Here is a 12465-nt window from a genome sequence, read left to right on the forward strand (position 1 = left end):
AGTTCAGTTTTCTAAGATTACATTTAAGCATCCTTCAATATTATAAGATAATTACTTTAAATATTAAAATAGTTAACATTAACGAAGTGTTTTAAAAATGCACCCTGAATTTCATAAAAATGATTCAGGGTGTTTTATTCTCACTCAAATACCCATCAAAAACATAACCTAATTTCCCATTGTTATAGCGTATTTTACACCAACGTCCAATAATGGTTTTGTTGTTAGCTTCCTTTAAAGTAAAATCTATTTTAGATCTCGCAATTATACTCACTTCAGTATTATACTCTAGCTTTTCTAAGCGCTCTGTAAAACCAGGTTTACTTCTAACAGATAATCCATTTTTAGCTGTTACATAAGTATTATAGCCAGTTGTAATATCTATAATAAATTGTCCGTTTTTAAAGTCGTAAACTTCATCTATGTTATAGAATACATTTGTTTTTCCTTCTTGATCGTCTTTATTTACATTATAAAATGTTTCGCTCCCAATTTTATTAATAATTAGTCTATTATTAAAACCAGTTTTAGAATTTGGGATGTTAAATCTTTCATCTGCCATATAACCACGAGAATAGTCGCTTTCTGTATTTCCGCCTTCGCTATCTGTAAACAATTCATTTATTAAAGTATTATTTTTTGTGTAGCCAAAAAGCATATTACTGTAAGCGTAACCATCCCAAGTTTCGCCTAAACCATTATTGGTTATTTCTACTAGTTCTTCAACATTATCAATAGAAATATCTGTGTAGGTTGCTTTAATTTCATTTACAGTATATAGCGTTTCAATATAATTATCATGCCTTTCAAGAATATTAGAATCTACTACAATTCCATCCTTTTTTAATAGAGATTTGTAAACACTTGTTCTCCAATTGTGTTTCGTTTCTACAATACTATAAGCATAACTGGGATTCTTTTTAAAAGTATGAGAATAAATTTGCTTTGTAACAGGAAATGCTTTTTGTTCTTTTAAAATACCATCTCCTAAAACTTCAAGCGTTTTGGTGGTGTTTGAAAACGCTGTATTGCTAATTTTATTTATAATTTTACTACTATAAACTATTGAGGTATCTTTTACTGTTAGCGTATTTTCTACATTTTGGTCTGGATTAAAAACAATATCTTCTTCAAGCTTTAAAAGCTTTCTATTACTTTGTCCAACAAGTAAATCGTAAGTTGAACCATTGGCTAACTTAAAGGTTAATAGACCAATTTCGGTTTTAATATTTGGTAAAACAACAGATTTTAATGACTTGAAATCTTGCTTTAAAATAACTTCAGGATTGCATTGCTGAAAGAGTTTGTTAAACCTAATTTGGTCTATTACTTTTTCCTTATAAACAAGATGTAAACTTAAAGAGCAGTAGTTGTTTTTGTGATTAATTCTAGAAATAGTGAGTTCTAAACTGTCCTCGGTTTTAAACTTAAAATCTATCATGCCTTCAATTGGTACAAACTGATTTTCTTTATTAACTGAGCCTATAAAACCTTTTGGTTTCCTTTCATTTTTACAAGATGAAAAAACAAATAAAACAAGAATAAGTGTTATTAAAAGGTCCTTCATTTTATTTATATATTTTCTCTTTCTTTAATTCACCAGTTTCAGAATAAATTTTCCAAACACCAATTTTCTTAAAAGACTCTATCTTCCCTTCTTTCTTTAAGTAATTTAAACAAAGTTTATTAGAAAATGTATACTGTTTTTTATAGCCAAATAACACTGTGTTTTTATAAGTGTTAGCCATAAAATCTTCTAGATTATTAGTATTTATATCAATTGTATTAAATACAGAATCCTCAATTAAATTGCCTTTACTATCATAGTATTTATAAGACAAATAATTACCGAAATTATCAAACTTAGAATTTGTAATTATATTTCCTTTTTTATCATATTGAATATAGCCACCAGATAAAAACTCATAAACATAATCTTTATATTTATAGACTAATTTTGTTCCAGAATCCTTTTTTAAACCATTACTAAACTTAGTATCAATAGTAATAGTATCTACTAAAATAAAATTATTGGTAAATTCAATATAAGATTTGGTATGTTGTGCATTTAAAGCTGTGACAGACACTATAAATAGAACAAGTAATAAAAAGTGCTTCATTTGATCTTATGTTATTAAAATAATATCGAAAATTAATCATAATAGTTGAGCATATAAAATTAACTATTTAATAAGAATGCTATTGAAAGCAACTCAATATTTTTCAATACTTTTGTTAAAACAAATTTCGACCATAATAAATTAAGATTTCCGTTTTCACGGAAACAAAAAATACTTTTTTGATGAAAAACACAGCATTAACAGCAACACACGAAGCACTAAGTGCTAAAATGGTACCATTTGCAGGCTACAACATGCCAGTACAATACGATGGTGTAAACATAGAACACGAAGCAGTAAGAAAAGATTGTGGTGTTTTTGATGTATCGCATATGGGAGAATTTTTAATCGAAGGTCCTAATGCCTTAGCTTTAATACAAAAAGTATCTAGTAATGATGCTTCAAAATTAACCGTTGGAAAAGCGCAGTATTCTTGTTTACCTAATGATGATGGTGGTATTGTAGATGATTTAATTATCTACAAACTAAAAGAAGAAAGCTACTTATTGGTTGTTAACGCTAGTAATATTGAAAAAGATTGGAACTGGATATCTTCTAAAAACGAAGTTGCTGCAAAGATGCGTGATTTAAGTGAAGATTATTCACTTTTAGCCATTCAAGGTCCAAATGCCGTTGAAAAAATGCAAGCATTAACCAGCCACGATTTATCTGAAATTAAATTCTACAACTTTGTTGTTGGTGATTTTGCAGGTATCGAACATGTTATAATTAGTGCAACTGGTTACACTGGAAGTGGTGGATTTGAAATCTATTGTAAAAACAGTGAGGTAAAACAAATTTGGGATAAAGTAACTCAAGCTGGAGCAAAGCCAATTGGCCTAGCTGCTAGAGACACATTACGTCTTGAAATGGGTTATTGCCTTTACGGAAACGATATAAACGATACCACTTCTCCACTTGAAGCTGGTTTAGGTTGGATTACAAAATTTACTAAAGACTTTACAAACAGTGAGGCTTTAGAAGACCAAAAACGTAAAGGTGTTGACCGTAAGTTAATTGCTTTCGAACTTGACGATCGTGGTATTCCAAGACAAGGTTATGATATTGTTGATGGTCAAGGTAAAAAAATAGGTGAAGTAACTTCTGGTACCATGAGCCCAATGTTAGGAAAAGGTATTGGTTTAGGGTACGTGCCAATGGTTTTTACAGATGTTAATAGTAAAATTAATATTCAAATACGTAAAAATGTAGTGCCAGCAACTGTTGTTAAATTACCTTTTTATAAAGGATAAATAGTTTTAAATTAATTACAATGTCAGTTTGAGCCTGTCGAAAACTAATCTTTAATAACTATAAAGACAAAAGACTTCGACAAGCTCTGTCTGACATTTTACATTTTTAAGACGGTTAGTTTAATTAATGAAGCAAGACATAGACAAAAAACATAGAATCTTAGTTTTAGGAGCTAGTGGCTTTATTGGCGAAGCCATATATAAAGAGCTCTGCTCCTATTTTAGAACCTACGGAACCTACAGAACAGACAATTATAATTTTGATAAGAATCAGCATTATTTTCAATATAATGTAGAGGAAGACGATATTTTCGAAATCCTAGAGATTGTAAAACCTACAGTTATTGTATCTGCACTTCGTGGTAATTTTTCGGCTCAAGTAATTGCACATGCACATATTTGCGAATATGTAATTGCAAATAATGCAAAGCTTTTATTTTTATCTTCTGCTAATGTTTTTGATGCTTACAGTAAGTTTCCAAGCTACGAACAGGACAAAACATTAAGCCATAGTATGTATGGTCATTTTAAAATTAAAATAGAAAATATCTTATTACGTATGCCTAAAAAGCAAATAGTAATAATAAGATTACCAATGGTTTTTGGAGCACAATCTCCAAGAATTAAAGAAATTAAAGCTTTTTTAAAAGAAGGAATACCAATTGAGGTGTTTCCTAATTTAATAATGAATGTTACTACAGACGCTAAGGTTACACAGCAAATTCATTATATAATTAATCGTAATAAATCTGGAGTTTTTCATTTAGGAAGTAATGATTTAGTGCATCATGACGATTTTATAAAAGAAATTATAGAAACCTTAGGTGATTTTAAACCACTGTTTAAAAATGTGTACACTACAAACGAAGATCGTTATCTCGCAGTATTATCTAAACACAATAAATTACCAAAACATTTACAACTAGAAAGCGATACTATTTTTAAAGAATTAGAAGTTTAATTTTAAATAAAGTAAGCTAATCTCTTAAATCCATTTTAGTATTCTTATTTTTATACTATTCTGAAACGAGCATGTTAAAAAGTTTGTCGCTAAACGGAAAAATTAATAGCGAACAGCATGTAACCATTAAAAAATAATATAAAAACTCATGAATATAAACTTATTATCTTGCGATGCGCAAAGACCAGATAAAAGAGCAATAGCAAAATGTATAGCAGAGATTTCTAATGTTGGAGATTCTTTAGCTAATGAATTTACAGAAATTCTTTTAGAAGGAGATCCTGTAGATATTGAAATTGCAGATAAAAACTCTGGTTCTGCTTTGAGAGCGTTACGAAAACTTGATATTGATTATGAAATTGTAGAGTAAAAAAAATAAAACCATGACTAAACTTACAGAAAAAGAAATAGAAAAGCATTTAGCAAAATTACCAGAATGGGACTATGCAGAAAATGCTATACATACAGAATACGAATTCAATAATTTTAAAGATTGTTTTAGTGCTATGAGCAGGATTGCTTTTGAGTGCGAAGCGCTAAACCATCATCCAGATTGGTCTAACACTTATAATGTGTTAAATATTAAATTATCGACTCACGATGCTGGAGGTGTTACTTTAAAAGATATAAAATTAGCACTTGCAATTGAAGGTATTGTAGAAGAAGAAGAATAGTTAAAATAGGCATAACTAGGATTATACTTACTTTTTTTTGTATTTTACAATCGCATTTATAAGCCCTAGATGATTAGAATACTACTATTTTCCCTCTTTTTCTTTGTTTCATATTTTGGTTTCGGCCAAAAAGACACGTTGTTTTGTAAACAAGTTACTGCACTTAAATCTGTAATAGAAACCAATCATTTTTATCCTAAAACACTAAACGACAGTACATCTAAGTCTATTTACAAACTATTTATTAAAGCATTAGATACTGATAAAGATTACTTTTTAAAAAGTGACATTAGTAATTTTAATACAGACGCATTACTATTCGATAACTACATCGAAGAAGCTAATTGTGAGTTTATAGACAAATATATTTCGGTTTTAAAACAGAAAATTGAACTAAGCATCTCTAAACTTGAAACCCTAAAAACAAAATCTTTAGATTATTCTGGAACAGTAACACTACAACATACTCCAGAAAAATTTTATACTTATTATAAAGATGAAGCTGCTTTAGAGAAAGGACTTAGAAAGCGTATTAGTTATCGCATAATTGTAAAATTAATAGACGAAAACACAGATATTGCTATAATAAAAAGCAACTTTACTACTCTAGAAAAAGAGGCAAAACAAATAGTTATAGAAAATGAAATTTGTCTTTTAAATGAGCTAATTAATAAAGATGGTGGTATTTCTAGAGTTGTAAAATCGGCTTTTTTAAATGCTTATGTAAAAGTTAACGATCCTAATTCTACATTTTTTAATTCTACTGAAAAATTAACCTACCAAAACAGACTCTCTAAAAACCAAATGTCTTTTGGTATTATTACAAGTAAAAACGATAATGGAGAAATTGCTATTGCACAAGTAATTCCTGGAAGTGCAGCTTTCGATAATGGTAAATTTGAAAAAGACGACATTATACAATCCATTTCTAATGGTCAATCTGTATTTACAATACATTGCGTATCTAATGGAGAAATTGAGTTGTACTTAAATAAAGAGGAACATAAAACACTTACTTTTTCTATTAAAAAGAAAAACGGAATGCTTCTAGACATTAAGCTTACAAAAAGTAATATTAAGGTAGAAGATAATGCTATTAGAGGTTACATTATTAAAGACCAATCTAATTACGGTTATATAAAAATACCAAGCTTTTATACCAATTCTGAATCTTTAAATGGTCGTGGACTCACAGCAGATATTGCTAAAGAATTATACAAGCTTCAAAAAGAAAACATCCAAGGTCTTATTATAGATTTACGTTTTAATGGTGGTGGCTCTTTGCAGGAAGCTATTGAGCTTTCTGGTATGTTTATAGATCGTGGACCTGTTTCTATTATACAGTCTAAAGAAGGAGAAAACTATACTATTAGAGACAATAAACGTGGAAGTTTTTACAGTAAACCAATGGTTATTTTGGTTAACGATTATAGTGCATCTGCATCAGAGTTTTTTTCTGCTGCAATGCAAGATTACAATCGCGCAATTATTGTAGGTGCAACAACTTATGGGAAATCTAGTGCGCAAACTATTTTACCTTTATATAAGGATAAAAACTTAGGTTTTACAAAGTTAACTATTGAAGCTTTTTATCGTGTAACCGGTAAAAGTCACCAAGCTATAGGTGTTATTCCAGATATTAAATTACCTTCTCTATACAATAAGTTTGCAACTGCCGAAAGTAATAAACCACACGCATTACCAAACACATCAACAAACGTTACTTTAAAACATTTACCATTTCCAGAATTAAACAGAAAAGCTATTAGTGCTAAAAGTAAAGCACGTGTTGTAAACGATAAAAGCTTTAAAAAAGTTTTAGAAATTAATAAGGCATTTTATAACCTTGTGTACAAAAAAGGAGAAAAATACAAACTAACTTTAGAGAGTGTTTCCGAAGAAAAAAAACGTAGAACAGCAACATTAGACTTTATCTTTAATGATAATGAACAGGAACCTTTACTCTTAAAAATAACAAATACAATCTCTACAACAGAACTTTTAGAATACAACACAGAAGATAAAGATCATAACAATAGTATTATAAAATCACTTGCTCAAGATATTTATATAAATGAAGCGCAACAGGTTTTAAAAGATTTAACAACCTCTAACTAAATAATTAATGAAACCCTTAATTAAATTAATTTTCGCATCCTTTTTTCTTTTTTCAATTTTTACTAGTGCACAAAGTTTCGATTCTGCTGTAGAATACATTGAGTTTATAGGTAAAGAACAAGAAACAGTCACTAAAAACACTTGGAAATACACAAAAGCAGTTGCGCATAGTAAAAGTGATAAAAGCATTACTAAAAAAAGACAGCTACTAATAAAAACTGTAGAACGTACCATTGCTAAAATTGAAAAAGCAAATGGTTTTGATGGTGAAATACATAAAAATAACGTACTTAAACACATGCGTTTAAATGAGAGTTTACTTAAAGAAGAATATGCAGATATTATAGATATGAAAGCTGTTGCAGAGCAATCTTACGATTTAATGGAAGCCTATATTTTAGCTCAAGAATTGGCAGATGAGAAAATGACAGAATCTCAACTAGAATACGAAAAAAACTTTCACGCTTACGCTGAAAAACATAAAATAAGTATTGTAGAAAGTGAAAACGATTTAGGAAAAAAAATGGCAATATCTAACAAGGTTTTTGACCATACTAATACACTTTATCTTATTTTTTTTAAAGTCTATATTAACGAAATCTATTTATGGGAAGCTGTAGAAAAAAGTGATGTTAGTGGCATTCAACAAAATGCAAATGCATTAAATCAAGCTGCTAAAGATGGTTTAGAAATTTTAAAAACTGTAAAACCATATAAAACAGACAAAAGTCTAAGTTTATCGTATAAAGCTGCCTTCGAATTTTTTATAACCGAATCTGAAAAACAAATTCCTGTAATAGCAGATTTTTTAATATTAAAAGAAGATTTTGAAACCATAAAAAACACAATAGAAAAAACACCAGAAAATAAACGTACAAAACCACAAGTAGATGCTTACAATAAAAAAATTAAAGATATTAATAAAGCAGGAAATACATACAACAAAGTAAACACTACTCTAAATAATAATAGACAAAAAATATTATTAAAAGTTGAAGAATCTAAGTCTAAGTTTTTATCAAGACATGTACCAAAAGATTAAGTATAATTATATAGTAAAGATTTTTGTAGCCAAACATTTTTTATAAATTTGTGAAACTATTAATTATAAAAAATAACATTGAAAATTTTCTTCTTTATAGTAACAAGTTCAGTAGAATAAGAAAATTATAAAACATAAAATATGGGAAGAGCTTTTGAGTTCCGTAAAGCAAGAAAGATGAAACGTTGGTCTGCCATGAGTAAAGCATTTACTCGTATTGGCAAAGACATTGTAATGGCTGTAAAAGAAGGCGGTCCAGATCCAGATAGTAATTCTCGTTTAAGAGCAGTAATACAAAATGCAAAGGCAGTAAATATGCCTAAAGACAATGTAGAACGTGCTATTAAAAAAGCTAGTGAAAAAGACCAAGGTGATTTTAAAGAAGTTCTTTTTGAAGGTTATGCACCTCATGGTATTGCCATTTTAGTAGAAACTGCAACAGATAATAATAATAGAACAGTAGCTAATGTAAGAAGCTATTTTACTAAATGTGATGGTAGTTTAGGTACTTCTGGTTCTGTTGTGTTTATGTTCGATCACACGTGTAACTTTAGAATTCCAGCTGGAGAGCTAGACTTAGAAGAGCTTGAGCTTGAGCTTATTGATTATGGAGTAGAAGAAATTTTTGAAGATACAGATACAGATGAAAACGCTGAAGATCAAAATTTTATACTCATTTATGCTCCTTTTGAAAGTTTTGGAAAAATACAATCGTATTTAGAAGAAAATAAATTAGAAATTATTTCTTCTGGTTTTGAGCGTATTCCTCAGGTATTAAAAAAACTAACACCAGAACAAGTTACTGATGTAGAGAAACTTCTTGAAAAAATTGAAGAAGATGATGATGTTCAGAATGTTTACCATACTATGGAGGAATAGTAGATACAGATACTATTTATAAGACACTTCTTTCGATTAAAACTAATATTACTAAAAAAGTAAAAAGCTACTTTACACTTAGGTTAGTAGCTTTTAAAGCTTGTAGTATGTAAATGTTTCTTTTTATTGACTTAGGAGAAGTTTACTTTATGTTTCATCTGCATACTACAAATAAAGTATTTCGATTATTATACCAAACACATTAATAATTTAATAAAACCGAAAAGCTTTTTATAAAATAATAATTAATTAAAAGCAACTTAAACTAATTCTTATATATTATGAGAATTCTGGCTTTTTACCAATAACTCCATTAAAAAAACCTCGCATAAACTTAAAATCTTCTTCCATATTATCTGTAGGATAAAATGGCTCTGAAATCACGTTTTTTTTATTCTTAAAATCTAAAGTAAACATAATTATTGGAACCTTAGACTCTTTTGCTATGTAGTAAAATCCAGTACGCCATTTTACTACTTTTTTTCTAGTGCCTTCAGGAGCAAAGGTTATTCTAAACTCGTCGTGTTTATTAAATTCTTTAGCAATAGCTTCAACTTTGTTCTCATTGCTACTCCTATTTAAAGGTACACCACCAACTGCCTTAAAATAATAGCCAAAAGGCCAAATAAATAGCTCTTTCTTACCAACAAAATTGGTTTTTATATTTAAAACTCTTCGTAAAAAAACACCAATAAAAAAATCTTGCCAACTTGTGTGTGGAGCAGCAATTATTACAGCTTTTTTTATAGTATTTTGGGACATTGTAGTATTACCTTCAATTTTCCAACCTAGTAATTTGTAGTAAATAAATTTGTAAAAACTATGCATGCTACATTTTTTTGTAGAGTGCTTTTAGTTTTTCTCTAGTAATTGTTTTTTTCCATTGTTTGCCAATAGCATTTTCCCAAAGTGGTTCTAAGCTTAATGCTACATTTATCATGATATCAAATTCTTTATCAGATAAATCTTTACATATACCTTGAGGTAAAACAATATTATGCTTTGCTTTCATAGCCTTAAACATAGTAACACCATCGGGATAATACTCCTCTAAGTGATCGAAAACAATGCAGTTTCCAATACCATGTTTAATACCTAGTAAATAACCTAAACCATAACTTAAAGCATGAGCAACACCAACTTGAGAATAAGCAATACTCATGCCTCCATGCCAACTAGCCATCATGAGCTTATCTTGAGAATCTTGAATACTTAAAGTATCTTCAAGAAAAATTTCTTTACAAAGTGTATATGCTTTTTCGCCATACGTTTGACTAAACGCATTTAAAAAAGTACCATTAAGCGATTCTATACAATGTACAAAACAATCCATTCCTGTATAAAACCATTGATCTTTAGGTACGTCTTTTGTTAATTCTGGATCTAAAATAACTTGATCAAATGGTGTATAATCACTATTAATACCAAGTTTTCTTTCTGGTCCTGTTAAAATAGTAGTTCTTGAAACCTCTGCTCCTGTTCCAGATATTGTAGGAATACCAACATGATAAATTGCTGGATTTTTTACTAAATCCCATCCTTGGTAATCTTTAGCTTCACCATCGTTAGTAAGCATTATGGAAACTGCCTTGGCGATATCTAAAACACTTCCTCCTCCAATGCCAACAATACCAGATGGTAATGCTTTAAAATTAAGAATAATTTCTTCTACTAACTCGTCTATTTGAGACGTTTCAGGTTCTTTAGCTACTGAGACGTAAATTAACTTATCATTGTAAGACAAAGGGATTCTTGAGGTTAACCAAGCGTTACCTTTAAAAACATCGTCCACAAAATATATAAATGGTGCTTTAGTACTTAATCGCTTAGGAGAAAGAATCTCGTCTAACTGATTAAAACTACCTCGTCCAAAAATTACTCTGGACACCATTGGAAAATTCTTATAATTCATTCAACTATTTGTAACTGTAAAAATATTGTTTTCTAGTGTAATATTGAAATTACTTCGCTTAAATTTTCAAGCGTTCTATAACTTTTATGTTTATTAGGGTTAACGGTAACTTCTTCATGAGCCCAAGTGGTATGAAATGGAATATGAATTGCTTTTGCTCCTAATGCGACTAATGGTAAAACATCAGACTTTAATGAATTCCCTATCATTAAAAAATGTTCAGGTTTAATGTCTAAATGTTTTAGCAATCTACTATAATTCTCTTCTTTTTTATCGCTTAATACTTCTATATGATGAAAATAATCTAACAATCCAGATTTTTTAAGCTTACGTTCTTGGTCTAACAAATCGCCTTTTGTAGCCACTATTAATTTATAATTTTTAGATAACTCTTTAAGCACATCTTCTACTCCATTTAACAACTCTACAGGCTTATTAATCATCTCCTTACCTATCTCTAATATTTTACTAATGGTATTATTAGAAACAGTATTGTTAGATAATTCTAATGCCAATTCTACCATAGACAACACAAAACCTTTTACACCATAACCATAAACTGGAAGGTTTTTAATTTCCATATTAAAGAGTTCTTTGTCTATTTTATTTTCGGTTTCAAACCTACTTAATAATTTTGAAAATTCAGTTTCTGCATCACGAAAATAGGTTTCATTTACCCAAAGCGTATCATCTGCATCAAAGCCAATAACTTTTATATTTTGATATTCGTTAATCAATTTATTTCCACAATTTTTTAGCGCGTTCTAAATCTTCAGGTGTATCTATTTCTACACCTTGCACATTTGTTTCTACCATTTTTATACGCTTTCCATATTCTAGATAGCGAATACATTCTATTTTTTCTGATGCTTCTAACACCAACATTGGTAAGCGATAAAAATCTAATAAAGCTTGTTTTCTAAAGGCATAAACGCCTTTATGCTTAAAATATTTAGTAGCCACTTCTTTATCTCTAGGATACGGAATTGGGCTTCGCGAAAAGTAGAGAGCAAAATCTTTTTGATCTACAATTACCTTTACAGTATTTGGGTTTTTAATTTCTTCATCATCTGTAATATGCACCATTAAAGAGGCCAAATCAACTTCCTTTTTATCGTCTTCTTTAAAAACCTGAATTAGTTTTTTAAGCGAATCTACTTCAGTAAAAGGCTCATCTCCTTGTACATTAACAACAATATCAACATCCATAAACTCCACAGCTTCAGCTATTCTGTCGCTACCACATTCGTGTTCTTTAATGCTCATTACTACTTTGCCACCAATGCTTTCAATTTCTTTAAAAATAATAGCGCTATCTGTAACCACAACTACATCATCAAACAATTGAGTCTCAATTGTAGCCTCGTAAGTTCTAGTTATTACAGGTTTACCTCCTAAATCTTGCATGAGTTTGCCAGGAAAACGAGAAGCACTGTATCGTGCAGGAATCATTGCGATTATTTTCATTTATAAAGCTGAAGTATTTACATAATTATTCACCATCAA

Annotated in this window: 13 protein-coding genes; 7 read left to right on the forward strand and 6 right to left on the reverse strand. The window is 29.5% G+C overall.

Features of this window, described 5'->3' with window-relative positions; all coding sequences use genetic code 11:
- Positions 1-124: 124 nt before the first annotated feature.
- Both Q0C58_RS06995 and Q0C58_RS07000 read right to left on the reverse strand, forming a co-directional pair.
- A complete protein-coding gene (locus Q0C58_RS06995) occupies positions 125-1567 on the reverse strand; it encodes an SH3 domain-containing protein (protein WP_290699224.1) in 1443 nt (480 codons plus the stop codon).
- A 1-nt stretch (position 1568) separates the two neighbouring features.
- On the reverse strand, positions 1569-2120 hold the full coding sequence (locus Q0C58_RS07000) for a hypothetical protein (protein ID WP_290699226.1): 552 nt from the start codon (positions 2118-2120) through the stop codon (positions 1569-1571).
- Between the two features lie 182 nt (positions 2121-2302).
- Between Q0C58_RS07000 and gcvT the strand changes: the two genes are divergently transcribed.
- The 7 genes from gcvT to Q0C58_RS07035 all read left to right on the forward strand — a co-directional run bounded on the left by gcvT (position 2303) and on the right by Q0C58_RS07035 (position 9047).
- The gene (gene gcvT / locus Q0C58_RS07005; protein ID WP_290699228.1) at positions 2303-3373 is read left to right on the forward strand and encodes a glycine cleavage system aminomethyltransferase GcvT; all 1071 of its coding nucleotides are present in this window, start codon (positions 2303-2305) and stop codon (positions 3371-3373) included.
- 127 nt (positions 3374-3500) lie between these two features.
- Positions 3501-4334, forward strand: coding sequence for a sugar nucleotide-binding protein (locus Q0C58_RS07010; protein WP_290699230.1), 834 nt, complete (start codon positions 3501-3503; stop codon positions 4332-4334).
- A 148-nt stretch (positions 4335-4482) separates the two neighbouring features.
- The gene (locus Q0C58_RS07015) at positions 4483-4704 is read left to right on the forward strand and encodes a hypothetical protein (RefSeq protein WP_290699232.1); all 222 of its coding nucleotides are present in this window, start codon (positions 4483-4485) and stop codon (positions 4702-4704) included.
- Positions 4705-4717: 13 nt separating this feature from the next.
- Positions 4718-5008, forward strand: a complete 291-nt coding sequence (locus Q0C58_RS07020; RefSeq protein WP_290699234.1) for a 4a-hydroxytetrahydrobiopterin dehydratase — start codon at positions 4718-4720, stop codon at positions 5006-5008.
- A 69-nt stretch (positions 5009-5077) separates the two neighbouring features.
- Complete coding sequence (locus tag Q0C58_RS07025; protein ID WP_290699236.1) at positions 5078-7126, forward strand: S41 family peptidase; 2049 nt, start codon at positions 5078-5080, stop codon at positions 7124-7126.
- A 7-nt stretch (positions 7127-7133) separates the two neighbouring features.
- On the forward strand, positions 7134-8168 hold the full coding sequence (locus Q0C58_RS07030; RefSeq protein WP_290699238.1) for a hypothetical protein: 1035 nt from the start codon (positions 7134-7136) through the stop codon (positions 8166-8168).
- A 141-nt stretch (positions 8169-8309) separates the two neighbouring features.
- Positions 8310-9047, forward strand: coding sequence for a YebC/PmpR family DNA-binding transcriptional regulator (locus Q0C58_RS07035; protein WP_290699240.1), 738 nt, complete (start codon positions 8310-8312; stop codon positions 9045-9047).
- 279 nt (positions 9048-9326) lie between these two features.
- Here Q0C58_RS07035 and Q0C58_RS07040 read toward each other — a convergent pair whose 3' ends face one another.
- The 4 genes from Q0C58_RS07040 to kdsB are packed head-to-tail and all read right to left on the reverse strand — an operon-like array spanning position 9327 to position 12426.
- Positions 9327-9875: a 1-acyl-sn-glycerol-3-phosphate acyltransferase gene (locus Q0C58_RS07040; protein WP_290699242.1), complete on the reverse strand. Its 549-nt coding sequence runs from the start codon at positions 9873-9875 to the stop codon at positions 9327-9329.
- A 1-nt stretch (position 9876) separates the two neighbouring features.
- A complete protein-coding gene (locus Q0C58_RS07045; protein WP_290699244.1) occupies positions 9877-10959 on the reverse strand; it encodes an iron-containing alcohol dehydrogenase family protein in 1083 nt (360 codons plus the stop codon).
- Positions 10960-10991: 32 nt separating this feature from the next.
- Entirely contained in the window at positions 10992-11696 is a 705-nt protein-coding gene (locus tag Q0C58_RS07050; RefSeq protein ID WP_290699246.1) for an HAD family hydrolase, read from the reverse strand.
- 1 nt (position 11697) lies between these two features.
- The gene (gene kdsB / locus Q0C58_RS07055; protein WP_290699248.1) at positions 11698-12426 is read right to left on the reverse strand and encodes a 3-deoxy-manno-octulosonate cytidylyltransferase; all 729 of its coding nucleotides are present in this window, start codon (positions 12424-12426) and stop codon (positions 11698-11700) included.
- Positions 12427-12465: the final 39 nt, after the last annotated feature.

It is taken from the genome of Lacinutrix sp., from assembly GCF_023299985.1.
Taxonomy (GTDB): Bacteria; Bacteroidota; Bacteroidia; order Flavobacteriales; family Flavobacteriaceae; genus Lacinutrix.

Excerpts from the sequence above, each read along its gene's own strand:
- Q0C58_RS07025 (WP_290699236.1), top strand. The coding sequence starts at position 5,078 with ATGATTAGAATACTACTATTTTCCCTCTTTTTCTTTGTTTCATATTTT.
- kdsB (WP_290699248.1), bottom strand. The coding sequence starts at position 12,426 with ATGAAAATAATCGCAATGATTCCTGCACGATACAGTGCTTCTCGTTTT.
- Q0C58_RS07010 (WP_290699230.1), top strand. The coding sequence starts at position 3,501 with ATGAAGCAAGACATAGACAAAAAACATAGAATCTTAGTTTTAGGAGCT.
- Q0C58_RS07045 (WP_290699244.1), bottom strand. The coding sequence starts at position 10,959 with ATGAATTATAAGAATTTTCCAATGGTGTCCAGAGTAATTTTTGGACGA.
- Q0C58_RS07020 (WP_290699234.1), top strand. The coding sequence starts at position 4,718 with ATGACTAAACTTACAGAAAAAGAAATAGAAAAGCATTTAGCAAAATTA.
- gcvT (WP_290699228.1), top strand. The coding sequence starts at position 2,303 with ATGAAAAACACAGCATTAACAGCAACACACGAAGCACTAAGTGCTAAA.
- Q0C58_RS06995 (WP_290699224.1), bottom strand. The coding sequence starts at position 1,567 with ATGAAGGACCTTTTAATAACACTTATTCTTGTTTTATTTGTTTTTTCA.
- Q0C58_RS07040 (WP_290699242.1), bottom strand. The coding sequence starts at position 9,875 with ATGCATAGTTTTTACAAATTTATTTACTACAAATTACTAGGTTGGAAA.
- Q0C58_RS07015 (WP_290699232.1), top strand. The coding sequence starts at position 4,483 with ATGAATATAAACTTATTATCTTGCGATGCGCAAAGACCAGATAAAAGA.
- Q0C58_RS07030 (WP_290699238.1), top strand. The coding sequence starts at position 7,134 with ATGAAACCCTTAATTAAATTAATTTTCGCATCCTTTTTTCTTTTTTCA.
- Q0C58_RS07035 (WP_290699240.1), top strand. The coding sequence starts at position 8,310 with ATGGGAAGAGCTTTTGAGTTCCGTAAAGCAAGAAAGATGAAACGTTGG.
- Q0C58_RS07000 (WP_290699226.1), bottom strand. The coding sequence starts at position 2,120 with ATGAAGCACTTTTTATTACTTGTTCTATTTATAGTGTCTGTCACAGCT.